This window comes from Streptomyces sp. ID05-26A, from assembly GCF_033794685.1.
GTDB lineage: Bacteria > Actinomycetota > Actinomycetes > Mycobacteriales > Pseudonocardiaceae > Lentzea.
In genome coordinates, this window is the sequence record NZ_JARAYZ010000001.1 from 875,954 (window position 1) to 900,891 (window position 24,938).

At 69.0% G+C, this 24,938-nt stretch carries 26 protein-coding genes; 9 read left to right on the plus strand and 17 right to left on the minus strand.

Annotated elements, in window-relative coordinates; translation table 11 throughout:
- Nucleotides 1–257 precede the first annotated feature (257 nt).
- Nucleotides 258–1,580 carry a glycosyltransferase family 2 protein gene (locus PV646_RS04280; protein WP_500340134.1) on the plus strand — a complete coding sequence of 441 codons (1,323 nt, stop codon included), beginning with the start codon at nucleotides 258–260 and terminating at the stop codon, nucleotides 1,578–1,580.
- A 13-nt stretch (nucleotides 1,581–1,593) separates the two neighbouring features.
- Here PV646_RS04280 and PV646_RS04285 read toward each other — a convergent pair whose 3' ends face one another.
- The 5 genes from PV646_RS04285 to PV646_RS04305 all read right to left on the minus strand — a co-directional run bounded on the left by PV646_RS04285 (nucleotide 1,594) and on the right by PV646_RS04305 (nucleotide 6,642).
- Entirely contained in the window at nucleotides 1,594–2,247 is a 654-nt protein-coding gene (locus PV646_RS04285; RefSeq protein WP_500340135.1) for a response regulator, read from the minus strand.
- Complete coding sequence (locus tag PV646_RS04290; protein WP_500340136.1) at nucleotides 2,238–3,749, minus strand: GAF domain-containing sensor histidine kinase; 1,512 nt, start codon at nucleotides 3,747–3,749, stop codon at nucleotides 2,238–2,240. The genes PV646_RS04285 and PV646_RS04290 overlap by 10 nt, the downstream gene beginning before the upstream one ends.
- A 149-nt stretch (nucleotides 3,750–3,898) precedes the next feature.
- Nucleotides 3,899–4,507 carry a hypothetical protein gene (locus tag PV646_RS04295; protein ID WP_500340137.1) on the minus strand — a complete coding sequence of 203 codons (609 nt, stop codon included), beginning with the start codon at nucleotides 4,505–4,507 and terminating at the stop codon, nucleotides 3,899–3,901.
- Nucleotides 4,504–5,454, minus strand: a complete 951-nt coding sequence (gene meaB / locus PV646_RS04300) for a methylmalonyl Co-A mutase-associated GTPase MeaB (protein WP_500340138.1) — start codon at nucleotides 5,452–5,454, stop codon at nucleotides 4,504–4,506. Before meaB ends, PV646_RS04295 begins: the two co-directional genes overlap by 4 nt.
- A 9-nt stretch (nucleotides 5,455–5,463) precedes the next feature.
- Nucleotides 5,464–6,642, minus strand: coding sequence for an acetyl-CoA C-acetyltransferase (locus PV646_RS04305; protein WP_500342265.1), 1,179 nt, complete (start codon nucleotides 6,640–6,642; stop codon nucleotides 5,464–5,466).
- 137 nt (nucleotides 6,643–6,779) lie between these two features.
- Between PV646_RS04305 and mce the strand changes: the two genes are divergently transcribed.
- The 3 genes from mce (at nucleotide 6,780) to PV646_RS04320 (ending at nucleotide 9,944) form a co-directional block, all read left to right on the plus strand.
- A complete protein-coding gene (gene mce / locus PV646_RS04310; RefSeq protein ID WP_500340139.1) occupies nucleotides 6,780–7,220 on the plus strand; it encodes a methylmalonyl-CoA epimerase in 441 nt (146 codons plus the stop codon).
- 111 nt (nucleotides 7,221–7,331) lie between these two features.
- Nucleotides 7,332–8,645 carry a crotonyl-CoA carboxylase/reductase gene (ccrA, locus tag PV646_RS04315; RefSeq protein ID WP_189153991.1) on the plus strand — a complete coding sequence of 438 codons (1,314 nt, stop codon included), beginning with the start codon at nucleotides 7,332–7,334 and terminating at the stop codon, nucleotides 8,643–8,645.
- Nucleotides 8,646–8,681: 36 nt separating this feature from the next.
- Nucleotides 8,682–9,944, plus strand: a complete 1,263-nt coding sequence (locus PV646_RS04320) for a chromosome segregation protein (protein WP_500340140.1) — start codon at nucleotides 8,682–8,684, stop codon at nucleotides 9,942–9,944.
- On the opposite strand, the gene PV646_RS04325 is transcribed toward PV646_RS04320, so the two are convergent.
- Entirely contained in the window at nucleotides 9,916–10,461 is a 546-nt protein-coding gene (locus tag PV646_RS04325) for a histidine phosphatase family protein (RefSeq protein WP_500340141.1), read from the minus strand. The genes PV646_RS04320 and PV646_RS04325 overlap by 29 nt on opposite strands.
- Before the next feature lie 24 nt (nucleotides 10,462–10,485).
- On the opposite strand from PV646_RS04325, the gene PV646_RS04330 reads away from it, so the two are divergent.
- The gene (locus PV646_RS04330; RefSeq protein WP_500340142.1) at nucleotides 10,486–11,031 is read left to right on the plus strand and encodes a GNAT family N-acetyltransferase; all 546 of its coding nucleotides are present in this window, start codon (nucleotides 10,486–10,488) and stop codon (nucleotides 11,029–11,031) included.
- On the plus strand, nucleotides 11,031–11,723 hold the full coding sequence (locus tag PV646_RS04335) for an alpha/beta fold hydrolase (protein WP_500340143.1): 693 nt from the start codon (nucleotides 11,031–11,033) through the stop codon (nucleotides 11,721–11,723). The genes PV646_RS04330 and PV646_RS04335 overlap by 1 nt, the downstream gene beginning before the upstream one ends.
- A gap of 3 nt (nucleotides 11,724–11,726) precedes the next feature.
- On the opposite strand, the gene PV646_RS04340 is transcribed toward PV646_RS04335, so the two are convergent.
- Nucleotides 11,727–12,020, minus strand: coding sequence for an Rv1322 family protein (locus tag PV646_RS04340; RefSeq protein WP_500340144.1), 294 nt, complete (start codon nucleotides 12,018–12,020; stop codon nucleotides 11,727–11,729).
- A 32-nt stretch (nucleotides 12,021–12,052) separates the two neighbouring features.
- Here PV646_RS04340 and PV646_RS04345 point away from each other — a divergent pair, with 32 nt between their 5' ends.
- Nucleotides 12,053–12,259 carry an FmdB family zinc ribbon protein gene (locus tag PV646_RS04345; protein WP_319987431.1) on the plus strand — a complete coding sequence of 69 codons (207 nt, stop codon included), beginning with the start codon at nucleotides 12,053–12,055 and terminating at the stop codon, nucleotides 12,257–12,259.
- On the opposite strand, the gene PV646_RS04350 is transcribed toward PV646_RS04345, so the two are convergent.
- The 5 genes from PV646_RS04350 to dhaK form a co-directional block, all read right to left on the minus strand.
- Nucleotides 12,256–12,861 (minus strand): DUF3558 family protein, encoded by a 606-nt coding sequence (locus PV646_RS04350; RefSeq protein ID WP_500340145.1) that lies wholly within the window; start codon nucleotides 12,859–12,861, stop codon nucleotides 12,256–12,258. The genes PV646_RS04345 and PV646_RS04350 overlap by 4 nt on opposite strands.
- 44 nt (nucleotides 12,862–12,905) lie before the next feature.
- Nucleotides 12,906–14,681, minus strand: a complete 1,776-nt coding sequence (locus PV646_RS04355; protein WP_500340146.1) for a 3-hydroxyacyl-CoA dehydrogenase family protein — start codon at nucleotides 14,679–14,681, stop codon at nucleotides 12,906–12,908.
- Nucleotides 14,682–15,418: 737 nt separating this feature from the next.
- The gene (gene dhaM, locus PV646_RS04360; RefSeq protein ID WP_500340147.1) at nucleotides 15,419–16,126 is read right to left on the minus strand and encodes a dihydroxyacetone kinase phosphoryl donor subunit DhaM; all 708 of its coding nucleotides are present in this window, start codon (nucleotides 16,124–16,126) and stop codon (nucleotides 15,419–15,421) included.
- Complete coding sequence (dhaL, locus tag PV646_RS04365) at nucleotides 16,123–16,749, minus strand: dihydroxyacetone kinase subunit DhaL (protein WP_500340148.1); 627 nt, start codon at nucleotides 16,747–16,749, stop codon at nucleotides 16,123–16,125. The genes dhaM and dhaL overlap by 4 nt, the downstream gene beginning before the upstream one ends.
- Before the next feature lies 1 nt (nucleotide 16,750).
- Nucleotides 16,751–17,743 (minus strand): dihydroxyacetone kinase subunit DhaK, encoded by a 993-nt coding sequence (gene dhaK, locus PV646_RS04370; RefSeq protein ID WP_500340149.1) that lies wholly within the window; start codon nucleotides 17,741–17,743, stop codon nucleotides 16,751–16,753.
- Nucleotides 17,744–17,887: 144 nt separating this feature from the next.
- On the opposite strand from dhaK, the gene PV646_RS04375 reads away from it, so the two are divergent.
- Nucleotides 17,888–18,880 (plus strand): ABC transporter substrate-binding protein, encoded by a 993-nt coding sequence (locus PV646_RS04375; protein ID WP_500340150.1) that lies wholly within the window; start codon nucleotides 17,888–17,890, stop codon nucleotides 18,878–18,880.
- A gap of 20 nt (nucleotides 18,881–18,900) precedes the next feature.
- On the opposite strand, the gene PV646_RS04380 is transcribed toward PV646_RS04375, so the two are convergent.
- The 4 genes from PV646_RS04380 to PV646_RS04395 all read right to left on the minus strand — a co-directional run bounded on the left by PV646_RS04380 (nucleotide 18,901) and on the right by PV646_RS04395 (nucleotide 23,669).
- The gene (locus PV646_RS04380) at nucleotides 18,901–20,406 is read right to left on the minus strand and encodes an aldehyde dehydrogenase family protein (RefSeq protein WP_500340151.1); all 1,506 of its coding nucleotides are present in this window, start codon (nucleotides 20,404–20,406) and stop codon (nucleotides 18,901–18,903) included.
- Nucleotides 20,407–20,491: 85 nt separating this feature from the next.
- The gene (locus tag PV646_RS04385) at nucleotides 20,492–21,502 is read right to left on the minus strand and encodes a hypothetical protein (RefSeq protein WP_500340152.1); all 1,011 of its coding nucleotides are present in this window, start codon (nucleotides 21,500–21,502) and stop codon (nucleotides 20,492–20,494) included.
- A gap of 227 nt (nucleotides 21,503–21,729) precedes the next feature.
- On the minus strand, nucleotides 21,730–21,966 hold the full coding sequence (locus PV646_RS04390; protein WP_500340153.1) for a hypothetical protein: 237 nt from the start codon (nucleotides 21,964–21,966) through the stop codon (nucleotides 21,730–21,732).
- An 11-nt stretch (nucleotides 21,967–21,977) separates the two neighbouring features.
- The gene (locus tag PV646_RS04395; RefSeq protein ID WP_500340154.1) at nucleotides 21,978–23,669 is read right to left on the minus strand and encodes a sodium:solute symporter family protein; all 1,692 of its coding nucleotides are present in this window, start codon (nucleotides 23,667–23,669) and stop codon (nucleotides 21,978–21,980) included.
- Nucleotides 23,670–23,855: 186 nt separating this feature from the next.
- On the opposite strand from PV646_RS04395, the gene PV646_RS04400 reads away from it, so the two are divergent.
- Entirely contained in the window at nucleotides 23,856–24,236 is a 381-nt protein-coding gene (locus PV646_RS04400) for a hypothetical protein (RefSeq protein ID WP_500340155.1), read from the plus strand.
- A 4-nt stretch (nucleotides 24,237–24,240) separates the two neighbouring features.
- Here PV646_RS04400 and nucS read toward each other — a convergent pair whose 3' ends face one another.
- Nucleotides 24,241–24,900 carry an endonuclease NucS gene (nucS, locus tag PV646_RS04405; protein ID WP_500340156.1) on the minus strand — a complete coding sequence of 220 codons (660 nt, stop codon included), beginning with the start codon at nucleotides 24,898–24,900 and terminating at the stop codon, nucleotides 24,241–24,243.
- Nucleotides 24,901–24,938: the final 38 nt, after the last annotated feature.

Genomic DNA, 24,938 nt, shown 5'->3' on the forward strand with positions numbered 1-24,938 from the left:
TACCCGTCTCGCGGGGGTACCGCCATATCGGTGATCAGCTTTGCGAAGTGTGTAACGAAGGTCTATTCGTTCCCGATATGGCCGGTTGACGCTCTGCTCTGCTAGCCATAGTCTCGCCACGAACACCAGCTCCTGGCCCTGCTGTCTGGTATCTCGCACCGGCCCAGCGCTTCGTTACCAGGAGCCAGAATGACTCAACTCCACATCCGGTTCGCTGTTGTTGTCCCCGCAAACGCTTTTGTAGACAGGTTTGTGTCATGACAGACACGACACAATTCGCGACGTTCATGCTCGTTCTGCTCGTGTTTTGGCCCAGTTACAACCTGGTGCTCGCACTGTTCGTCTGGTGGCGCCCGAAACCGGGCGGACCGGAAGTTCCCACGCGGCATCCGCTGGAGTACTGGATCATCATTCCGGCCTTGAACGAGGAACGAGTCGTAGCCAACACAGTGCGCTCCGCACTCGCATTGGACGATGCGCGCACTCCGGTTCAGGTCGTCGTCGTGGACGACGGTTCTGACGACCGCACTCCGCACGTGCTCGCCGAGATCGACGACCACCGGCTGCACGTCCTGAGACGCACCCCGCCGGAAGCCCGCAAGGGCAAGGGCGAGGCGCTGAACCACGCCTTCGCCTACATCCGCGGCATCGCCGAGGAGGCCGGCACGGTCCACCGCACGATCATCGGCGTGATCGACGGTGACGGCCGCGGTGAGCCCGGCATGCTGTCCGAGATCTCCGCGTACTTCGCCCAGCGCGGCGTCGGTGCCGTGCAGTGCCGCGTGCGGATCCACAACCGCACCAACCTGCTGGCGTTCCTGCAGGACCTGGAGTTCAGCTGCGTGGTCGACGCCTCGCAGTCGTTGCGGGACGTCCTCGGCACGGTCGGACTCGGTGGCAACGGCCAGTTCGTGCGTCTCAGGACGTTGATGGACCTGGGCGAGGCGCCGTGGTCGGCGTGCCTGGTCGAGGACCTGGAACTGGGCCTGCGCGTGCACCTGACCGGGCAGCGGATCCGGTACGCCACGCACGCGACGATCACCCAGCAGGGCCTCGTCGACGTGCAACGGCTGCTGCGCCAGCGCACCCGCTGGGGCCAGGGCAACCTGCAGTGCCTCGGCTACGTGCCGAAGCTCGTCCGGGCCAAGCACGTGGGTTCCTTCGCACTGCTGGAGTTCCTGCAGTACCTGCTCACACCGTGGCTGGTCGCGCCGATGACGTTGCTCATCACCGCGCTGGTGGGTTTCGGCTTCTACGCCCAGTTCGCCGGGCACGAGATCGCCGGACTCACCACCAGCGGCTCGAACGTGGCTCTGGCGTTCGGGATCTGGCTGGTGGCACTGGTGCTGCCAGGCCTGATCTGGGGCGTGGTGCACCGGCTCAAGCACGGCGACGAACCGCTGTGGAGGTGCCTGCTCGTCGGACTGGCCTATCCGCTCTTCCTCATCCTGGGCTCGGTCTCGACGCTGCGCGCGCTCTACCGGCACTTCGCCGGGCGCAACACGTGGGCGAAGACGGAACGCCTGGCGGAGAAGGAAGTTCCCGTGGTGACGGCGAAACCGGTTCCGAAGATCGCCTAGCCAGGAGGAGTTCCTAGAACGTGCCGGGGTGGGTGCGTCTGCGCCGGGCCGCGTAGACGCCCGCCTCGGTGCGGCGGTCGAAGCCGAGCTTGTGCAGCAACGACGACACGTAGTTCTTCACGGTCTTCTCCGCCAGGAACAGGCGGTTGGCGATCTGCCGGTTCGTCATGCCCTCGGCGATGAGGTCGAGGATGCGGCGTTCCTGAGGGCTGAGCGCGGCGTAGCGCGGATCTTCCTCCGGGCCGCCGCGAAGCCGTTGCAGGACGGTGGCCGTGACGCCGGCGTGCAGCAGCGATCCGCCCGAGGCGAGGGTGCGGACGGCAGCCACGAGATCGATGCCGGAGACCTCCTTCAGCATGTACCCGGACGCACCGGCCATGATCGCGCCGAACAGCGCCTCGTCGTCCGAATAGGACGTGAGCATCAGGCACGCGGGTGGCGGCTGCACGATGCTCCTGATCTCCCGGCACACCGTGACGCCGTCGCCGTCGGGCAACCGCACGTCGATGATCGCCACGTCGGGCCTGAGCCGCGGTGCCTGCGCGACCGCGGCCGTGGCGCTGTCCGCCTGGCCGACGACCTTGATGTCCTCCGCCTGCGCCAGCAACTGCACGAGTCCGCGTCGCACGATCTCGTGATCGTCCACCAACAGCACCGCTATCGCCATCTCGCCTCCTGCAGGACCAGCGGAACGAACCAGGTGATGCTCACCCCCGTGCCGGGGATCGAGTCGACCGCGCAGTCGCCGTGGTGGCGCCGCGCCCGAGCCGCCATGTTCGCGAGTCCGCCGGCGTGGTGCGGCACCTCACCGGAATCGTCAGCCAACGGCAAGCCTCTGCCGTCGTCCTTGACCATGAGCTCAAGACTCGTCACGGTGCGATCGACGCTCACGGAGACAGCGACGTGCTTCGCTCTCGCGTGCCGCACGACGTTCGTGAGCGCCTCTCGCAGGGTCGCGAGGAGATCGGGCCGGACCTGGTCCGGCACCACGGTGTCCAACGGCCCTTCGAGCGACACGTCCGGTTCGAACCCCAGCAGCCGTGCGGACTCGTGCACCGCGTTGAGCAACTGCCCGCGCAGGCTCGTGCCCCCGGACGGCGGTCCCTGCAGGGAGAAGATGGTGCGGCGGATCTCGCGGATCGTGTGGTCGACCTCCTCCACGAACCCGCTGATCCGCTCGACGACCTGAGGCCTGCCGCTCATCCCGGTCAGGCCCTGGAGGCCGAGACCCAGCCCGAACAGCCGCTGGATGACCAGGTCGTGCAGATCCCGCGCGATGCGGTCGCGGTCCTCCAGCACCGCGAGCCGCTCGGTGTCGCCCCTGGCCCGCGTGAACTCGAGCACCAGCGCGGCCTGCGCGGCGAACGCCTCGATCAGATCGGGGTCGTCGAAGCTGGGTTCGTCCGGTGGCCGCGCGACGATGAGGACGCCGATCGTCCGTTCCCCCACCGTGAGCGGCACGACGGCGCACGGCCCCGGCACCGCCTCCAGCCTGCCCTCGTCGTGACACTCCCCCATGCCCGACTCGAAGACCCGGTAGGTGACGGTGCCTTCTCGCGGCACCCGCATGCCCTCGGCGTCGTACCTGCCGCCGTCGGTCACCTCGATGACGAGGTCGCCGTTGTGGTCGGGCAGGACGACCGCGGCGAACTCGGCGTTGGCCGTGAGGCGGGCGGTCCTCGCCACGAGGTAGAGCGCGTCCCTGCCGTTCGTGCCCAGCAGGAGGTCGGTGGTCACCTCGGCGGCGGCCCTGAGCCACACCTCGCGCTTGCGCGTCTGCTCGTAGCGGTCGAGGTGGCCCACGGCGCTGCCCGCGGCCGTCGCCAGTGCGGCGAGGACGTCGCGGTCCTGGGCGGTGAACGCCGGTTTCCCGGCGAGGAAGAGGTTGCCGAAGGTCTCCTCGTGGACCTTGATCGGGGCACCGAGGAAGTCGGCCACGCCGATCGAGCGAGGGTCACCGGACGTGATCTGGACCTGGCCGTCGTGGGTGGCGGTGAACTCGGTCAGCTCTTTGTGGCCGTTGATCACGGCCAGCGCGCCGTAGGGAGCGCCGATCAGATCGCAGGCCGACTCGACGACGTGGCGCAGGAGTTCGGGGAGGGTGTCGTCCTCGGCGAAGGACAGCACAACGTCCAGCACGCGCTGCTCTGTGCTCACGTTGCCGCCCACGGCTTCACCCCTTGGGGGGATAGAAGTGACACCGCACGAACGACTGAGGGTAACTCCCCTGCGTAGTCAAGGGGGAGACCATCACTGCAAACAGTGAACTTTGGGACTACTGAGAGTAGAGGTGCGTCTTGTTTGGCAGACGCGGCGGCTCAGTGCAGGCCGACCGTGAAGCCCTCGTCGACGACACCTCGGTAGATCTGCGGCGCGAACGTGCGCAATCCGTGGTCGAGCGGCGCGATGAACCCGGCCGAGTCACCGAGCGGCAACCGGTACCCGTTCTGCACCCGGTGGAACTCCCACATGGGCTCCATCGTCGGGTGCGCGGGCCGGAACTGGTGCGGGTCGCGCGGGTACAGGTCCACGCGGACCAAAGTGCGGCGCACCAGGGCGTCCGCGAGCTGGACGGCGCGTTCCCGGGTCCGGGAGATCGAGATCGCGCCCAGCTCCTGCCAGGCCACGGCCCACGGCATGCCCTGCGGGTCGTCCAGGCGGATGCCCTGCTGTTCGATGATCAGCCTGCGCGGGCGGGAGATCGTCTTCCACTTCACCACGGCCATCACGCCGATGCCGGTGAAGGCGATGCCGATGACCGCCGCGATGCTGCCGCCCACCGGCTCGCCGTCCACGAACGCGGTGACGGCGCCGACCAGGGCGAGGATGCCCAGGACGCCGGCGACCGAGCCCCCGACGAGGACTTTGCGGGTGTCGCTCTTGCCTAGGTCGACGACGACGGGCGGAGGCGCTCCCCAAGCGGTCATGGCCGCAGATTACCGCTGATCAACACCTCTGCGGCGGCGAACGGGTCGAGCTCACCCCCGACGACGCGCTCGGCCAGCCGGTCGACCGGACCGAACCGGGTGCGGACGCGTTCGACGGCGATCGCCTCGATCTCGGCGCCCGCCCGGCGCAGGCGGCGTTCCCGGAGTTCGCCGTGCTCGGCCATCCAGGTCTGGTGTTCGGTGATCGCCTCGACGACGCGGTCGAGGCCTTCCATCCGCGCGGCCACCGTCTTCACGACGGGTGGGCGCCACAGCGGGCCGTCGCGGTCACGGCGGCCCAGCGAGATCATGTACTTGAGGTCGCGCGCGGTCTGGTCGGCGCCGTCGCGGTCGGCCTTGTTGACCACGAAGACGTCCGCGATCTCCAGGATGCCCGCCTTCGCGGCCTGGATGCCGTCGCCCATGCCCGGTGCGAGCAGCACGACGGTGGTGTCGGCCAGCGCGACGATCTCGACCTCGGACTGACCCACGCCGACCGTCTCCACGAGGACCACGTCGAACCCGGCGGCGTCGAGCACGCGCAACGCCTGCGGGGTGGCCCAGGACAGACCGCCGAGGTGGCCGCGCGTGGCCATCGAGCGGATGAAGACGCCGGGGTCGGTGGCGTGGTCGCCCATGCGCACCCGGTCACCCAGCAGCGCGCCGCCGGAGAACGGGCTGGACGGGTCGACGGCGATCACCGCGACCCGTTTGCCCTCCTCGCGGAACGCGCGCACGAGGGCGTTCGTGGAGGTCGACTTCCCCACGCCGGGAGCGCCGGTCAGGCCGATGACCTGGGCGTTGCCGGTGTGCGGGGCGAGCGCCGCCGCCACCTCCGGAAGAGCTGAGCTCGCCTGTTCCACCAGGGAGATCAGCCTGGCGACCGCGCGCGGCTCGCCGTCACGCGCGCGGTCGACCAGTCCTGCTACGTCAACAGCTGTGCCCACGGGCGCAGACTAGGCCTTGGCGGGCACGCGGATGATCAGAGCGTCGCCCTGACCACCACCGCCGCACAGCGCCGCGGCACCCACGCCGCCGCCACGCCGCTGCAGCTCGAGAGCGAGGTGCAGGGCGATGCGGGCGCCGGACATGCCGATCGGGTGGCCCAGCGCGATGGCGCCGCCGTTGACGTTGACCTTGTCCTCGGAGATCCCGAGCTGACGTGAGGAGACGATGCCGACCGCCGCGAACGCCTCGTTGATCTCGATCAGGTCGAGGTCGGCGGGGTCGATGCCCTCCTTGGCGCAGGCGGCCTTGATGGCGTTGGACGGCTGCTCGTGCAGCGAGGCGTCCGGGCCCGCGACGACGCCGTGGGCGCCGATCTCCGCGATCCACTCGAGGCCCAGTTCCTCGGCCTTCGCCTTGCTCATCACGACCACGGCCGCCGCGCCGTCGGAGATCTGCGACGCCGAGCCCGCGGTGATGGTGCCGTCCGCGGCGAACGCCGGGCGCAGCTTGCCGAGCGAGTCGGCCGTCGTGTCGGCGCGGACGCCCTCGTCCGTGGCGAACAGGACCGGGTCGCCCTTGCGCTGCGGGATGGAGACCGGCGCGATCTCGGCGTCGAACACGCCGTTGCCGGCGGCCTTCGCGGCGAGCTGGTGCGAGCGCGCGGAGAACGCGTCCTGCTCCTCGCGCGTGACGCCGTAGCGGCCGTTGTACTTCTCGGTCGAGACGCCCATCGCGACCTGGTCGAACGCACAGAACAGGCCGTCGTGCGCCATGTGGTCGACCATCGTCACGTCGCCGTACTTGAACCCGCCGCGCGACTTCGGCAGCAGGTGCGGCGCCTGCGTCATCGACTCCTGGCCACCGGCCACGACGACGTCGAACTCACCGGCGCGGATCAGCTGGTCGGCCAGCGCGATCGCGTCGATGCCGGACAGGCACACCTTGTTGATGGTCAGCGCGGGCACGCTCATCGGGATGCCGGCGGCCACCGCGGCCTGGCGGGCGGGGATCTGACCCGCGCCGGCGGTGAGCACCTGACCCATGATCACGTACTGCACCTGCTCGGGGGCGACGCCCGCGCGCTCCAGTGCCGCCTTGATCGCGACGCCACCCAGCTGGGCGCCCGAGAAGTCCTTGAGCGACCCCAGCAGTCGGCCCATCGGGGTGCGCGCCCCGGCGACGATCACGGAACCGGACACAACTGCCTCCATTGGAAGAGCGAACGGTCGTTAACTAGGCACCATACCTGGGGCTACCGGGCGGTAATCGTGTGAGACCTCGCACAGGAGCACCTGCACCGATCACGTGGCTACCCTCGCCAACCATGAACGCAGACATCACTCGATTCGTGACCGCGATCGACCACGTGGGCATCGCGGTGCCCGATCTCGACGCGGCCATCGCGTTCTACCGCGACAACTTCGGGCTCGAGGTGGCGCACGAAGAGGTGAACGAAGAGCAGGGCGTGCGCGAGGCGATGCTGCACGCGCCCGGCGACTCCGGGGGCACCGCGATCCAGTTGCTGGCGCCGCTGAACGAGGACTCGACCATCGCCAAGTTCATCGGCCGCTCCGGCCCCGGCCTGCAGCAGCTCGCCTACCGGGTGTCCGATGTGGACGTCGCGGCGGACGCGTTGCGGGCGAAGGGCCTGCGGCTGCTCTACGACGCGGCGCGGCGCGGCACGTCGAACAGCCGGGTCAACTTCGTGCACCCGAAGGACGCCGGTGGCGTGCTCGTCGAACTGGTCGAGCCTGCGGCGCACTAGCGCGTCCGACACTTCGGAGTGGAATCCCTCACAAGCGGGATTCTGAATCGGTTACTAGTGAGTAACCTCCGGCAACCTGCGACTATCCCTCACTAGGGAAGGAATGCCGCCGTGCAGAAGATCCTTGACGCGATCCTGGCCGACGAGCTGGACGCGATCGGTTCGTTGGACGTTCCGGAGAGCTATCGGGGCGTGACCGTGCACGCGGACGAGGCCGACATGTTCTCGGGCCTCGAGACGCGGGACAAGGACCCGCGCAAGTCGCTGCACGTCGACGAGGTCGCCACGCCGGAGCTCGGTCCGGGCGAGGCCCTGGTCGCCGTCATGGCGTCCGCGATCAACTACAACACCGTGTGGACCTCGATCTTCGAGCCGGTGTCCACGTTCGGCTTCCTGCGCAAGCTGGGCGGCCGCCACGACCTGCCGTACCACGTCGTGGGATCGGACCTGGCCGGCGTCGTCGTGCGCACGGGGCCCGGCGTCACCGCGTGGAAGCCGGGCGACCGCGTCGTGGCGCACTGCCTGGACGTGCCGCTGGAGGCGCCGGACGGCCACAACGACACGATGCTCGACCCCCAGCAGCGGATCTGGGGCTTCGAGACGAACTTCGGTGGCCTCGCGGACCTCGCGCTGGTGAAGTCGAACCAGCTGATGCCGATGCCGAAGCACCTCACGTGGGAGGAAGCCGCGTCGCCCGGGCTCGTGAACTCCACGGCGTACCGGCAGCTCGTGTCGACCAACGGCGCGAACATGAAGCAGGGCGACACCGTGCTGATCTGGGGTGCGTCGGGCGGCCTCGGTTCGTACGCCACGCAGTTCGCGTTGAACGGTGGCGCGACGCCGGTGTGCGTCGTCTCCTCGCCGGAGAAGGCGGAGATCGTCCGTTCCATGGGTGCCGAACTGATCATCGATCGTTCGGCCGAGGGCTACAAGTTCTGGAAGAACGAGCACGAGCAGGACCCGCGCGAGTGGAAGCGGTTCGGCGCGAAGATCCGCGAGCTGACCGGCGGCGAGGACCCGGACATCGTGTTCGAGCACCCCGGCCGGGAGACGTTCGGCGCGTCCGTGTTCGTGGCGCGCAAGGGCGGCAAGATCGTGACGTGCGCGTCGACCTCCGGGTACATGCACCAGTACGACAACCGCTACCTCTGGATGAACCTCAAGCACATCCTCTCCTCGCACTTCGCGAACTACCGCGAGGCGTGGGAGGCGAACCGCTTGATCGCCAAGGGAAAGATCCACCCGACTCTGTCCAAGGTGTACTCAATGGACGAAACGGGCCAGGCCGCGCACGACGTGCACCGCAACGCGCACCAGGGCAAGGTCGGCGTGCTCTGCCTTGCGCCGGAAGAAGGTCTTGGTGTGCTGGATCACGAACTGCGCGCGAAGCACCTCACAGGTATCAATCGATTCCGGGGTGTGTGACCTTCCGGGGCCACTCGAACGGGTAGCGTGAGGGGCATGGGCCTCGCCGACGACCGTGACCTCGTCCCTCTGGGATCCGGCTTCGACATCGTCAAGCGCGGGTATGACCGCAACCAGGTCGAGGATCATCTCGAACGCCTCGACTCGGACCTGCGCCTGCTCGCCGCGGACCGCGATGCCGCCGTGTCCCAGACGTCCGACCTGGCGCGCCAGCTGGAAGCCGCACGCTCGGAGATCTCCGAGATGCGCAACCAGGTGGAGCGCCTGTCACTGCCGCCGACGACGCTGGAGGGGCTCTCCGAGCGCCTCCAGCGCATGCTGCGGCTGGCCCAGGACGAGGCCAACGAGATCAAGGCCCGTGCCGAAGCGGAGGGCGGGCACATCCGCGCCAAGGCGGAAGCCGACGCGGGTGTGCTGCGCCAGCGCTACGAAACGCTGATCGCCGAACTGGACGAGCGCCGCGCCGCCATGGAGGCCGAGCACAAGGGCGTCCTGGAGACCGCGCGCACCGAGGCCGAGAAGATCGTCTCCGAGGCCGAGTCCGCCGCACGCAAGATCGCCGACGAGTCCGAGCAGCGCCGCGTGACCGTCGAAGAGGACTTCGAGATCGCGATGGCCGCCCGCCGCTCCGAGGCGATGGCAACGTTGGCGACGCAGGAGGCCACCTCCAAGGGTGAGGCCGACCGCCGCATGCGTGAGGCCGCCGAGGAGGCCGCACGCGTCCGCGCCGCGATCGCCGCCGAGCAGGCGGGGTCCAAGGCCGAGGCCGAACGCCGGGTCCGCGAGGCCACCGAAGAGGCGAACCGCCGCCGCCACGACTCGGTCTCCGAGGCCACCGCGCGCATCCAGGAAGCGACCGACGAGTCGAACCGCCGCGTGCGCGAGGCCACCGAGGAGGCCAACCGCCGCACCACGGCCGCCACCCAGCGCGTCGAACAGCTCCGCAACCTCCGCAACCGCCTGTCGCACCAGCTCCACAACGTGCGGACGGCGTTGCAGGAGGTCGTGCCGCTGCTCGACCCGGTGGAGGAGGAGAAGCCGGCCGCTGCTCCGGCACCGGCTCCTGCTCCGGCGGCGCAGAGCGCTCCGGCCCAGCCCGTGAAGGCTCCGGCCGCTGTCCCGCAGCCGCCCGCTCCTGCCCAGCCCGTCAAGGCTCCGGCCCCCTCCAGTCCGCAGGCTCCGGCGCAGCAGGCCGCTCCCGCCGCGCCGAACAAGCCCGCTCCGAACAAGCCCGCGCCGTCGCCTCAGCTCGACGGTCCGACGGCCCAGATCACGCGTCCGCAGGCAGCGAAGAAGTGACCTCGTAGATCGCCGGCATCGGCATCGCGCGGCAGGAATTCCAGTCCGCGTGGTGCCCTGCCGCGATCAGCGCACGCGACAGGAACGTCCCGTGGGACCCGACGAGCACGGTCGCGTCCGGGTACTCCACCGCCATGCGCGCCAATGCTTTCCCCGCCCGCACGGTCACCGCGTCGAGGCTCTCCCCCGCCCCGTGCGCGGATTCCGGACGTGCCCAGCTCCGGGTGTGGAGGTCCTCCCAGTCCGCGCTCGGCAGCAGGCCTGACTCCCACTCCCGCAGCTCGGGCCACGTCGTGACTTCCAGGCCCAGCTCACGTGCCGCAGGTGCGACGGTCTGCACGGCGCGCGTCTGCGGGCTCGACAGCACCGCGGCGGGCGCGTACGCGACAAGGCGCTCGCTCAACGCCTCCGCCGCTGCCAGACCGGCCGCGGTCAACGGCCGCCCGTCGTCGTCGGGCACGCCGAAGCGCGGCGGGACGGACTGCGCATGGCGCACGAATACGATTCGCGTGATCACAACACACCATCTTGGGGGAACAGGATGTTCGTGAAATCGCTGGGCACGCACGGTGCCGAGCTCAGGCCGCTCGACCCGTGGCAGGCCGAGGAGTTCTTCGCGCACATGGAGCGCGGCCGGGAGTTCATCGGGCAGCACATCGGGTTCGCCGACAGGGCGAAGGACCTGGAAAGCGCGCGCGATCTCCTGCAGGACTACGCGGACAAGGCGGCCGCCGACGTCGGGCGGATCTTCGGGATCTGGCTGGACGACAAGCTGGTCGGCGGCGTGCTGATCCGCGTGATGGACATCCCGCAGGGCCGTGCCGAGATCGGGGTCTGGCTGGAGCCCGCCGCCACCGGCAAGGGGCTGATCACGCGGGCGTCGACGATCCTGATCGACTGGCTGATCAGCGAGCGCGGCGTGCATCGGGTTGAGTGGCTGGTGTCGTCGGCGAACGCGCCCAGCATCGCGGTCGCACGGCGGCTCGGCATGAGCAAGGACGGGGTGCTGCGCTCGTACTTCCTGTTCCGCGGGGTTCGTCAGGACCTCGAGGTCTGGTCGTTGCTGGCGCCGGAGTGGGAGAGCTGATGGACGATCTGGTGCTGCTGCACGCCTTTCCGCTCGACGCGCGGATGTGGGACGTGCCGGGCGCGCTCACGCCGTCGTTGCGCGGCCACGGCGAGCCCGATCTCGACACCGTCGCCGCCTCGGTGCTCGGTGTGCTCGACGAGCGGAAGCTGGACAGCGTCGTGCTCGGCGGCTGCTCGATGGGCGGCTACGTGGCGATGGCGTTGCTCAGGCGTGCGCCGGAACGAGTCAAGGGCCTGGTCTTCGTCGACACCAAGCACACCGCGGACGCGCCGGAAGCGGCCGCGAACCGGCACGCGATGGCGGACCGCGTCGAACGCGAGGGCGTCGGCGAGTGGCTGGCGGAGGCGATGCTGCCGAACCTCCTCGGCCCCGACGCCTCGGACACGGCACGGGCGCTGGTGCGCACCATGATCCTCGACCAGCAGGCCGAGGACGTGGCGTGGTGGCAGCGCGCGATGGCGAAGCGGCCCGACTCGACGGACGTGCTGGAGTCGGTGAACGTCCCGTCGCTCGTGCTGGTGGGTGAGCACGACAAGCTCACACCGCCCGACGTGGCCGCGAAACTCGCGGTGACGTTGGTGCACTCCACCAGCGAACGCATCGAGGACGCGGGCCACCTGCCGCCCGTCGAGAGGCCGGACGAGTTCCGCTTCCGGCTGGAGCGGTGGCGCGAGCAGGTCGGGATCTAGGCGTTACCAGCGGCGCGCGGTCGGCCCACGCCGGCCGCGCGAGTCCCAGCACGCCTGGTGCCAGTGGCGGCGTTCCTCGACCGAACCCGTGTCCTCCGCCGGCCACGCCACGACGTGGGCGACACCGGGGCGGATCTCGTGGTCGCAGCCGGGGCAGCGGTAGGTCTTCTGCGCCTGCGCGCCCGAGATGGCGCGGACCAGCCAGTCGCCGTCCGGGCCCGACTCCGTGCGCGCCCAGCCCACACCCCCACCGAGGGGACGTGGGTCTTCTGGCTTGGGGCTGTTACGACGTGGCACGACAACACGTTAACCGCTCGTAGAATCAGCCCGTGCCGACCTACGAGTTCCGTTGCCGAACCTGCGACGACACCTTCGACGTGCAGCGCCCGATGAGCGAGTCGTCCTCGCCGGCGAGCTGCCCCGAGGGCCACCCCGACACGGTGAAGCTGCTGTCCATGGCCGGGATCGGCGGCACGCAGCAGGCCGCGCCCGGTGGTGGTGGCGGCGGGTGCTGCGGTGGAGGGTGCTGCGGTTAGGACGCCTCGCGGTCGATCATGACCTCGGCGACCTTGCGGCCCTGGTCGCAGACGCCGCCGAACTTGCCGGTCGAGTCGATGACGATGATCCCGAGCCCGCCACCGCTGTAGGGCAGGGTCAGCACGCAGGACGGCTCGACCTCCTGCTCGCCGGTGCGGTCGAGGTACGAGATCTTGTGGCCCTTCACGTCCCACTCGCCGGTGGTGCGCTCGATCTTGATCTGCCTGCTGTCCCGGAACCGCAGGGAGACACCGACCTCGACGTCGTCGATCTTCGTCGTCCAGCGGCACGACTCCTCGAACGTCGAGTCGTAGTTGATCTGCGTGGGCGGCGTCTCGGCCTTGGCGCCGGGGTAGGGCAGGTCCGTCCACTTGAGCTTCGCGCAGTGGGGTGTGATCTCGCCGTCGATCGGCGCGGTCTCCGGATCCTCCGACTCGCTGGGCTCGGTGCTGGGATCCGTGCTCGGGTCGGTGGACCCCTCCTGGTCGAACGGCGAGGACGCGTCGAGGGGTGCCTGCGCGACCGGGCTGCCCTCGACGGTCGCACGCGCACAGCCGGACGCGAGCACGAGGACAGCCAACAGGAGCACCAGTCGCCGCATGGCCACCACCATGCCAGACGGGACATGGTGCCCCTGTGAGCGGCTCACGAGTAGTCGCGGAACCCCTTGCCCGTCTTGCGGCCGAGACGTCCGGCCGTGACCAGGTGCTCCAGCAACGGCGCCGGCGCGAAGCCGGGCTCGCGGAACTCGTTGTAGAGCGTCCGCTCGATCGCCAGCGACACGTCCAGCCCCACGACGTCGAGCAGCGCGAACGGTCCCATCGGCAGGCCGCAGCCGACCTTCATGGCGTTGTCGATGTCGTCGGCCTCGGCGTAGTGCGCCTCCAGCATCTTCACCGCGTCGTTCAGGTACGGGAAGAGCAGCGCGTTGACGATGAAGCCGGCCACGTCGCCGCAGTGCACCGGGTGCTTGCCGAGGTCGAGGCAGATCTTGCGGGCCGTCGCGACCACGTCGGCGCTCGTGGAGATCGTCTCGACGACCTCGACCAGCTTCATGACCTGCGCGGGGTTGAAGAAGTGCAGCCCCACGACGTCCGCCGGCCGGCTGGTGGCCGCCGCGACCTCGATGACCGGCAACGACGACGTGGTCGTCGCGAGCACCGCGCCGGGCTTGCACACCTCGTCGAGCGCCGCGAAGACCTCCTTCTTGATCCCGATCTCCTCGGCCACCGCCTCGACGATCAGGTCGCAGTCCGCCAGTTCCACGAACTCGACGGCGGGCGAGATGCGGGCGAGCGTCGCGTCGCGGTCCTGCTCCGACAGCCTGCCCTTGCTGACCGCGCGCTCCAGCGACTTGCGCACCGCGCCGATCGCCTTCTCGGCCTTGTCGAGGCCACGCGCCCGCAGCACGACGTCGTACCCACGCTTGGCGAACACCTCGACGATGCCCGTGGCCATCGTGCCCGTACCGATGACACCGACCCGTTGAACCTCCCGGGTCTGCACCGAGCTGTCCACTTCGGACGGTGTGTGCACGTCCTCGACGACGACCGGCGAGTCGGGCCCGTCGTAGGTGTAGAAACCCCGCCCGGACTTCCTGCCGAGCAGCCCGGCCGTGATCATCTGCTTCAGCAACGGAGCCGGTGAGTGCAACCGGTTGCGCGACTGGTGGTACATCGTGTCGAGGATCTCGTACGCGGTGTCGAGACCGATGAGGTCCAACAACGCCAACGGCCCCATCGGGTAACCACACCCGTACCGCATGGCCGCGTCGAGGTCCTCACGCGTCGCGTACTTGGACTCCAGCATCTTCACGGCGTGGTTGAGGTACGGGAAGAGAAGGGCGTTCGCGATGAAACCGGCCCTGTCCCCGATCACGACCGGCGACTTGCCCAGCCGCTCCGTGAACGCGACCACGTCCGTGATCACGTCCGGCTCCGTGACGACCGTGCGCACGACCTCGACCAGCTTGAGGACCTGCGTGGGGTTGAAGAAGTGCAACCCCACGACCTTGCCGGGCCGCTTCGTGACGACACCGATCTCGGTGATCGACAGCGACGACGTGTTGGACGCGATGATCGCCTCGGGCTTCAGGACCCCGTCGAGCTCCTTGAAGATCCGAGTCTTCAGCCCGACGTTCTCCGGCACGGCCTCGATGACGAGATCGCAGTCCGCGAGACTCCCGATGTCGAGACTCGTCGTGACCCGCTCTTCGAGCGCCACCTTCTCGTCCGCGGTCAACTTCTCGCGCTTCACGGCCCGCTGCGTCGAGTGCTCGAGGTGCCCGAGGCCGCGCTCGACGCCGGCCGCGTCGACCTCCACCACCTTCACCACGAGCCCGGTGCGCGCGAGTACCTCCACGATGCCCGCGCCCATGGTTCCGAAGCCGACGACTCCGACGGTGTTGATTTCGCGCGCCACTGCAGACCTCCCTGCGGGGTAAAGCGTGGGCTACCAAGGAGTAACTTGCGGGCGACTATGCCACTCCCAGCGGTGGGCGGCGTCGTGAGCTTCGCCATCGGGATCGAAACAGTTATCGGTCTAGCGGACGGGTTGCGGTGGCCTTTTGCCTGATGAACCCGTGTGGGGGAACGGGGAGTTGAGCCGATCGAGGTGGGTGGCGGCTCGGATCGGGCTGTCGGGGAACGCGCCGTACGGCGCGCCAGGGAAGCACGGCGAACGCAGAGCGGCGCGCCAGGGACCGGGGACGTGAGTTCCAGGCGGCTGGGCAGAGGCGGCTGGGCAGAACCGGCCGGGCAGAGTCGGCTGGGCAGAGTCGGCTGGGCAGAGTCGGCTGGGCAGAGTCGGCTGGGCAGAGTCGGCTGGGCAGAGTCGGCTGGGCAGAGTCGGCTGGACGACCTGGAAGGCGAGGCTGACGCCAAGGTCTCGGGAGCTGTGGAGCGGAGTCGGGCACCAGAGTTCGGCAGGCATCCGGAAGGCTGGCTTGCTCTCGATTCACCGCACCACCGAACCCGCGCTGGCAGGACCGGAAGCGGTAGCCGGAGCCCACAGCAGCCAGCAGGGACGCGAGACAGCAGCCAACGAGGGCGCGAGACAGCAGTTCGCCAGGGCCCACAGCAACCCGTAGAGGCGCGAGGCAGCAGCCAGCCGGGCCGCAATGCCCAGCCGACGCCACGGCCCCGAGGCCCCAGGAGCCGTCAGTCGTCGAACCCCCTCTCCGCCAGCTCCTCGATACGCCGCACCGCCTCCGCCGCGTCCTTCCCGGTGGCCACCACGGTGATCGACTTACCGCCGGGCGCGCTCAACCCCATCAGGGCCAGCACGCTGGCCGCGTTCGCCTCCTCGTCGCCGTAGCGGACGACCACGTCGGCGTCGAGTTCGGCGACGGTGCGGGCCAGCAGGGCCGCTGGGCGGGCGTGGAGGCCCACCTCGTTGGTCAGCGGCACTTCCGCCGACACGGCGTCCGGCACCAGGTGCAGTGCTGGGCGGGCGTCGGTGACCACCGGGGTTTCGCCGGAGGCGCCCTCGGCCGCGCTGGCCACGTCGGCCAGGGTGGCGCCTCCCTGGGCGGTCACGGCCGCGGCCACCGCGCCTTCCACCAGTGGGGCGTCCACCACCGCGTAGCGGGTCGGGTCGTCTGCCGATTCCACGGCCATCTCGGCCGTCATCTTGGCGCTGCCCAGGTCGTAGAGCACCACGACGCCCGCGCCCGCGTCGGCGTCTGCCAGGGCTTCGACCACTGCGCCGTAGTCGGTGCCCAGGCCGCCCTCCTCGGTGCCGCCCACCGGGAGCACCGCGACGTCCGGGGCCATCTGGGCGGCCAGTTCCGCCACGCCGTTGGCCAGCATGTCGCTGTGCGAGACGACCACCAGGCCCACGCGGGTGGTGCCGGCTGCGGCCGTCATGCCTTGGCCGCCTCGTCCGCGAGGGCGCGCAGGAGCAGCGCTGTCGACCTTGCCCCTGGGTCCATGTGACCCGCGCTGCGGTCGCCCAGGTACGAGGCCCGGCCCTTGCGGGCCACCATCGGTACGGTCGAGGTGGCTCCCTCGGCCGCCGCGTCGGCTGCCGCGGAGAGGGCTGCGGCTGCCGTGCCCTCGGCGCACGCCGCCGCCGTCACGGCCGGGGTGAGGGCGTCGACCATCGTCTTGTCGCCCACCACGGCCTTGCCGCGCGCCACCACGCCGTCCAGCGCGGCCTGCAGAGCGCGGGCCACCGCGTCGCCGTCCAGCTCCGCAAGGTCACCCACCGCGGACGAGGCACGCAGGAAGGCCGTGCCGTACAACGGGCCCGCCGCGCCGCCCACCGTGGAGATCAGCGTGGTGGCGACCAGTTTCAGCACCTTGGCCGGTGTGTCCGGTGGCTCCGCGTCCAAACGGGACAGCACCGCGGTGAAGCCCCGCCTCATGTTCTCGCCGTGGTCGGCGTCGCCGATCGCCTGGTCGAGGCGCACCAGTTCGTCCCGGTGGTCCTGGACCACGGCCGCGGCGGCTCGAACGGCCGCGATGACGTCCGCTGCCGTGCATCCCACCTCAGACTCCCCACCGCAGTGCGGCCGTGTGGACCGGCGCGTCCCACAGCTCGACCATCTCGTCGTCGAGGCGCAGCAGCGTGAGGCTCATGCCCTGCATCTCCAGGCTCGTGATGTACGGGCCGACCAGCCTGCGTTCCACCGTGATCCCCCGATCCGCCAGCAACTGCTCCGCGATGCCGTGCGCCAGGTACAGCTCCAGGAGAGGTGTGCCGCCCATGCCGTTGGTGAACAGCAGCACCCGATCACCGGACGAGAAGGGCAGGTCCTCCAGGATCGGCTCCAGCAGCGCCGCCACCATCTCGGACGCGGACCCGGTCTTCACCTTCCGCCGGCCCGGTTCGCCGTGGATGCCGATGCCGATCTCCATCTCGTCGTCGGCCAGCTCGAACGACGGCGAGCCCACGTGCGGCACCGTGCACGCGGTCAGCGCGAGCCCCATCGACCGCACCGAGGAGATCACCCGTAAAGCCAGCGCCTCGCAGGCAGCCAGGTCGTCACCGCGCTCGGCCGCCGCGCCCACGATCTTCTCCAGCAGCACCGTGCCGCCGACACCGCGCCGCCCGGCCGTGTACGACGAGTCCTGCACCGCCACGTCGTCGTCGATCACGACCGACCTGACCTCCGACTCCGCGAGCTCCGCGGCCATCTCGAAGTTCAGCACGTCGCCCGTGTAGTTCTTCACGATCAGCAACGCCCCCGCGCCGCCGTCGGTGCGCGCGATCGCGTCGACCACCTGGTCCGACGTCGGCGACGTGAACACCGGCCCCGGACAGGCCGCGGAGAGCATGCCGCGCCCGACGAACCCGCCGTGCAGCGGTTCGTGGCCGGAACCCCCGCCGGAGATGATCGCGACCTTGCCCCGCACCGGCGCGTCCGCGCGCACGACGACCGCTGGGTCGTGGTGCACGGTCAGCAGATCGGCATGGGCTGCCTGCATCCCCCGCAGCGCTTCCTGCACCACGGTTTCCGGATCGTTGATGATCTTCTTCATCGTTGCGCCCTTCCGATCGGCGGTGACCGTGTTCCTTCTTACTCCGGGGGTCTGACACTCGGAACTGGCAAAGGACCCGGCTACCGTTAGCCTGCCCTAATAAATGCAGGTCAACATCACGTTCCGTAGTGGAGGAACAACGTCGTGTCGAAGAGAGCAGCGCTGCTCGTCGCAGTCGCCCTGACCCTGACCGCCTGCTCCAGCACGCCGGACAAGCCGACCGTCGCCCAAGGTGGCGAGGACTTCGGCAAGGCGTACGAGCTCAGCAACGGGTTCGGCACGACGCAGAAGCCCGGCGAGTTCCCCCGCACGATCAAGCACGCGATGGGGGAGACCAAGCTCGAGAAGAAACCCGAACGGGTGGTCGTGCTCGACACGGGCGAGCTCGACAACGTCGTGGCGCTCGGCCTCAAGCCCGTCGGCATCGCCTACACCGACGGCTCCCCCACCATGCCGTCCTACATCGGCGACAAGGGCGGCACGCCGGAGAACGTCGGCACGACCAACAACCTCAACCTCGAGGCGATCACCAAGCTGGAACCGGACCTCATCCTGGGCTCGCAGCTGCGCGCGGAGGCCCTCTACCCGAAGCTCGCCGCGATCGCCCCGACCGTGTTCAGCGTGCGCCCCGGCTACGTGTGGAAGGAGAACTTCCTCCTCAACGCCGCCGCGCTCGACCGCCAGGCCGACGCAGCGAAGATGCTCGAGGACTACACGAACAAGGCCACCGAGACCGGCAACGCCATCGAGAAGAAGCTCGGCGTGCGCCCGGCCGTCACGGCGCTGCGCTTCATGCCGGGCCGCATCCGCCTGTACGCCAAGAAGTCGTTCATCGGCACGATCCTGATCGACGCCAAGATCGGCCAGCCGAGCCCGTCCCAGGTGGACGACCTGGCCGCCGAGGTCAGCGCGGAGCAGATCGGCAAGGCCGACGGCGACTTCGTCCTGTACTCCACCTACGGCGACCCGGCCAAGACCGCGCAGGCGTCCGTCCTCGGCGGTCCGTTGTGGACCGGCCTGAACGCCGTCAAGGCGGGCAAGGCCAAGCCGGTCCTCGACGAGACCTACTTCCTCGGTCTCGGCGTGCTCGCCGCGAACGTGGTCCTCGACGACATGAAGACCCAGCTCGGCGCCTAGAGAACCTCAGCGGATGCTCTTCAGCGACCGAAGAGCATCCGCGCGAGGCGCAGCATCTGCTTGCCCGCCATGGACGACCTGTCGAACGTCGCCATGTTGATCAGCGACTTGAACTTCAGCTTCGTCACGGCCTTGGCGTAGGCGAACTCGCGCAGCCCGTCCTCGCCGTGGATGCGCCCGAACCCGGAGTCGCCGACCCCGCCGAACGGCAGCCCGGGGATCGCCGCGTAGGTCAGCACGGAGTTGACCGACACCATCCCGACCCGCAGTTCGGCCGCCAGTTCCTCCCCGCGCGACTTCGAGAACACGGCGGCACCCAGCCCGTACTTCGACTGGTTCGCCAGCCGCACGCCCTCCAGCGCGTTCGGCACCCGGTTGATCACCACGGTCGGCCCGAAGGTCTCCTCCGTGACCGCCAGCGAGTCCTCCGGCACGTCGACCAGCACGACCGGCTCGACGTACGGCGGCCTGATCGAGTCCGGCCCGCCCACCAGCGCCTTGCCACCGCGGTCCAGCGCGTCCTGCACGTGCTCGCGGATGATCTCCACCTGCGACGGCATCGTGATCGGCCCGAGGTTCGCGTTCGGCTCGCCACCCGGCTTGAGCTTGTTCGCCCGCTTCACCACGATCTCGGTGAACTCGTCGGCGACGTCCTCGGCCACGTAGATCCGCTCGACGCCCGCGCACGTCTGGCCGGCGTTCGACACCGCGCCCCAGATCGCGGCCTCGGCGGCGGCGGTCAGGTCGGCGTCCGAGTCGACGATCAGCGCGTCCTTGCCGCCGCACTCGACCAGCACCGGCGTCAGCGACGCGGCGGCCGCGGCCATGACCTTCTTGCCGGTCCGCGTGGAGCCGGTGAACGCGATCTTGTCGACACCCGAGGCGACCAGCGCCGCACCCGTCTCGCCGAAGCCCGTGACCACCTGGAACACCGGGTACTCCGGTACCGCCTCGGTGAACGTCGACGCGAGGAACGTGCCGACGCCGGGCGTGAACTCCGACGGCTTGAACACCACGGCGTTGCCCGCGGACAGCGCGTACGAGATCGACCCCATCGGCGTGTGCGCGGGGTAGTTCCACGGCCCGATGACGCCGATGACGCCCAACGGCCGGTACTCCAGCGTCGCGCTGTGGTTGAACATCAGCATGCCCGAGGACACGCGGCGCTTGCCCAGCACACGACCGGCTTGCCGCGAGGCCCAGTGCAGATGGTCCATCACCAGCGCTACCTCGACGCGGGAGTCGTCCGCGGGCTTGCCCGTCTCCGAGCTGATCAGCGCGATGAACTCGTCCGAGCGCTGCGACAGGATCTTGCGCCAGGCGTCGAGCTTGGTCTTGCGGCCCTCGAACCCGAGACCCGCCCACCACGCGGCGGCCTCGCGCGCCGAGGACACCGCGTCCTCGACCTCGGCGGCCGTGTGGATCGGGTGGTGCGCGACGACCTCACCCGTGCGCGGGTCCAGCGATGCGAACCGCCGCTGCTCGCCATCGGCCGACAGCGCGCTGTCCGAAGCGGTCTGCGTCATGGGGGGTCCTCCAGGTACTCGCCAGTAACCTCGACACTAACGCGTACTCGGGGAACTTTCAGCCCCCGCCTGGTCCCGCGGGACGTCAGGCTTGGGGCAGCAGGGGAAGAACCGCCTTGGCGAACGTTTGCGCCGCCTGGCAGCGATCCAACTCCTTCTCCTTCGAAGCCGCGACCATGAACTCCGCGATCTCACCCGCGTCGCTCTGGTCCTTCGTCCGGACCAGCACCAGCTCGCACGTCGGGAACGCGCCGTCCTTGAACGCCTGGTAGCCCTTCAGCCCGCCGCCGAGATCGGTCTCGACGGACCTGCTGTCGAACTTGCCGTCCTTCGGGATGCGCACCGTCTTGAACTCGAGCTGCATCTGCGCGCTCTGCCCCGTCCACGAGCACTGGTGCAGCCCGTACGGCAGCGCACGCGGCGAGGCACCGAGCACGGGCGCGAGCGTCGACCTCTCGACGATCGCGCACGGGTCGACCTCGACCGGCGAACCCTTCGGCGGGGTGTACTTCTGCGGGTTGCCCCTGAGCTTGCGGACGGCACCTTCCAGCACCTTGCGTCCCGGCTCGCACGCCTCGCCGCCGTCGGTGCCGGTGTTCACCTGCAGTCGCACGGCCTGTGCGGGGTTCTCCTGCGTCACGGCCGAGATGAAGCACGAGGTGTTGTTCAGCTTCGTCTCGGCGCTCTTGAGGCCCGCGACGTCCTTGGTCGCCTTCTTGAGCTCCGACGACGTCAGCGAGTAACCGATGTCGATGGTGATGCTGAGCGTCTTGCCGGCCTTGTCCTTCATGTAGTTGGCGCAGCGCGTGTAGGAACTGCTCGTGTACCTCGACGGCGTACCGACCGTCTGCAGCAGTTCCTTCTCGATCAACGCGCACGGGTTGATCAGCCGCAGCCGTTCCGCCGCGAACGCCGGATCGACGGGCTTGCCCGCCTGCGCCGACGGCTTGGTCGACGGATCGGTCGTGGTCGCGTCCGCACCAGCCTGCACGGTGCGGCGCGGCGAGTTGGTCTTGGCGAGACCCGGCCCGGTCGCACAGCCGGCCATCAGCAACGCGGCGGCGGCGACCACAGCGGTGGCACGAAAACGAGGCACGACGTGCACGGTAGCGACCTTTGCGGGTGTTCGTGGGCGGTACCCCGAGTTACCCCGTGGCACATGTCACCCTGCGCTACGGGAACGATTCAGAAGATCGACGCGCTGTACCTGGTGAAGACCCCGACAGAAGGAGAGACGTGCGAAACCGAATCCGTCGCGCATTCAACTGGCTCGACGCGTGGACCATCGAGGCCTTCAACCCTGTTTACCCTGGTCGTCCCCTGTCATAGTTCCTTGAGCGGCTCCTTGTCCGTCTCCGCGAACTGAGGCCGCAGCGTCGCCCACGCGGCGAACACCGCCGCCAGCACCACCATGGCGATGCCGGCCCACAGGTTGATGTTGACCCCTTCGGCCTTCTTCAGGTCCTCGTCGGTCGTGAAACCGAACCCGATGACGACCAGTACAACGCCGTACACGCCGAAGAGGAAAGCGATGATCAGTCGCAGGTCGAACAACCTCATGGCAGCCTCCCTCAGGCGAAGATGAAGTAGAGAACGGTCGTCAGGGCCAGCACTCCGCCGCCGAGCAGGGCGGGCGAGCGGTACCAGCCCGCGTCCTCACCGGTGGTGGAGTGCGCCCTGTCCTCCTTGGGCGTCAGGCTGTAGACCAGCCCGCCGAGCTCGCTGTCCGGCTTCGGCCGCGTGACGAGGCTGACCGCGAAGCTCACGACGATGTCGACCACGAACGCGAGACCCGCGCCGAGGAAGCTCGCGCCCTGACCCGGCAGCTCCAGCAGCTCGATGCCGAACGACGGCTCCGAGATCGCGTAGATGAAGATCGCCGTGAACGTACCGGCGAGCAGACCGACCCAACCGGCGGTCGGCGTCATCCGCTTCCAGAACATGCCGAGGATGAACGTCGCGAAGAGCGGCGCGTTGAAGAACGAGAACAACGCCTGGATGTAGTCCATGATGTTGGACCCGCCGAGCGACGCCGCGATGAACGCCGTGCCGATCGCGAGGACGCACGCACCGACCGTGGCCAACCGCCCGACGCGCAGGTAGTACTCGTCCGGCCGGTCCTTCTTGATGTAGTCCTGCCACAGGTCGTACGTGAAGACGGTGTTGAACGAGCTGACGTTCGCCGCCACACCGGCCATGAAGCTCGCCAGCAGACCCGTGATCGCGATGCCGAGGATGCCGTTGGGCAGCAGGTCGCGCATCAGCAGCGGCAGCACGTTGTTGTAGACCACACCGCTGCTCGTGTCACCGGCCTTGAGCTGCGCCATCTCCGGCACGATCACCGCGGCGATGATGCCGGGGATGATGATGATCGCCGGGATCAGCGCCTTCGGGTACGCGCCGATGATCGGCGTGCGCTTGGCCGCGGACATCGACTTGGCGCTCATCGCGCGCTGCACCTCGGCGAAGTTCGTCGTCCAGTACCCGAACGACAGCACGAAGCCGAGACCGAACACCAGACCGATGACACTCCACACCGGGTGCTCGATGCCGGTGAGTTCCGTCGCGGGCCAGGCGGACAGCTGCTCCTTGTCCGTCACCTTCTCGACCAGGCCCTGCCAGCCGCCGACCTTGATCAGGCCGAGGATCGTCAACGGCGCCAGCGCGGCCACGATGACGAAGAACTGCAGGACCTCGTTGTAGATGGCCGCGCTCAGGCCACCCAGCGTCGTGTACGCGAGCACCACCAGCGCCGCGACGCAGATGGACACCGGCAGCGGCCAGCCGAGCAGCGCGTCGATGATCACCGCGAGGGCGAAGAGGTTGATGCCCGCGATCAGGATCTGCGCGACGGCGAAGCTGATCGCGTTGACCAGGTGAGCGGGCTTGCCGAACCGGCGGCGCATGAACTCGGGAACGCTGCGCACTTTCGAGCCGTAGTAGAACGGCATCATCACCAGACCGAGGAACACCATCGCGGGAATGGCGCCGATCCAGTAGTAGTGCACGGTCGCCATGCCGTACTGCGCGCCGTTCGCCGTCATGCCCATCAACTCGAGCGCGCCGAGGTTCGCGGAGATGAACGCGAGTCCGGTGACCCACGCCGGCAGCGACCTGCCGGACAGCAGGAAGTCGAGGCTGGAGGAGACGGATCGTCTCGCCATCACGCCGATGCCGAGAACCACCGCGAAGTAGATCAACAGCAACGCGTAGTCGATCGGTCCCGCGTCCAGCCGCAGGTCCGCCTCAGCCAAGATCGACACCGTCCACCTCCCAAGACTTCAAACAAAGTCGAACATCATCGACCAGGAGAGGACAGTACTCCAGGTGAGCGCAGTCCTACCCCGTGTGGATGATCACCAAACCACGGCGTTTGAAGAGGCGCTCGCCGAAGCCGGGGAGCAGGAAATTCGGAGGCGCGGACCGATGTCGGCGCCGAGACTGATCACGTGGACAGCATGAAGTGCTCGCAATGCGGCAACACTCCGGCGCGGACCAGGGAAGGCCACACCTACTACCCGCTGTGCGACGAATGCGCCCAGCGGCAGACGAGGTGGTCCTGCCCCGGCTGCGGCCGTGACATGTACAGCGATCTGACGGCCTCGACGGGCGACCCGTGCTTCGGGTGCGAGCCGGAGCTGGTGTTCGCGGCGCAGTGCCCGCAGACCCGCGACGAGATCGACACCGCCATCGTGAGCCTGCCGAACGTCATGGCGATCATGCGGATCCGCGAGCTGACCGGGTGCGGTCTGCGCGTGGCGTTGGGCATCCACGGCGACCGTCACCAGGCCAGGCGCGAGCGCGAAGCCGATGCGGGCGGTCTGAAGTGACCGCTCAGAACAGCCGGAACTCGTCCGGCTCGATCCCGCGCAACGCGTCGTAGTCCAGCACCACGCACCGGATCCCGCGGTCCTCCGCCAGCACCCGTGCCTGCGGCTTGATCTGCTGCGCCGCGAACACACCGGCGACCGGCGCGATCAACGGGTCGCGGTTGAGCAGCTCCAGGTACCTGGTCAGCTGCTCCACGCCGTCGATCTCACCGCGCCGCTTGATCTCCACGGCGACCGACGCACCGGCCGAGTCCCGGCACATCAGGTCGACCGGGCCGATCGGGGTCGGGAACTCGCGGCGCACCAGGGTCCAGCCGTCGCCCAGGGTCGTGACGTGCTGGGCGAGCAGCTTCTGCAGGTCGGCTTCGACACCGTCCTTCTGCAGGCCGGGCTCCGGGCCGAGCTCGTGCTTGGAGTCGTGCATGACCTCTTCGAGGGTGATGATCAGCTTCTCCCCCGACTTGTTCTGCACCGTCCAGACGTCGGGATCTTCGATGAGCCAGCACGGCGGGCTCATCCAGTTCAACGGCTTGAACGCGCGGTCGTCCGAGTGGATCGACACCGAACCGTCGGCCTTGATCAGCAGCAGGCGCTGAGCCATCGGCAGATGGGCGGTGAGTCGTCCGACGTAGTCGACCTGACAGCGAGCAATGACGAGACGCACCGCGACAGGCTACGGGGTGCGTCCAGAATCCAGTCGTT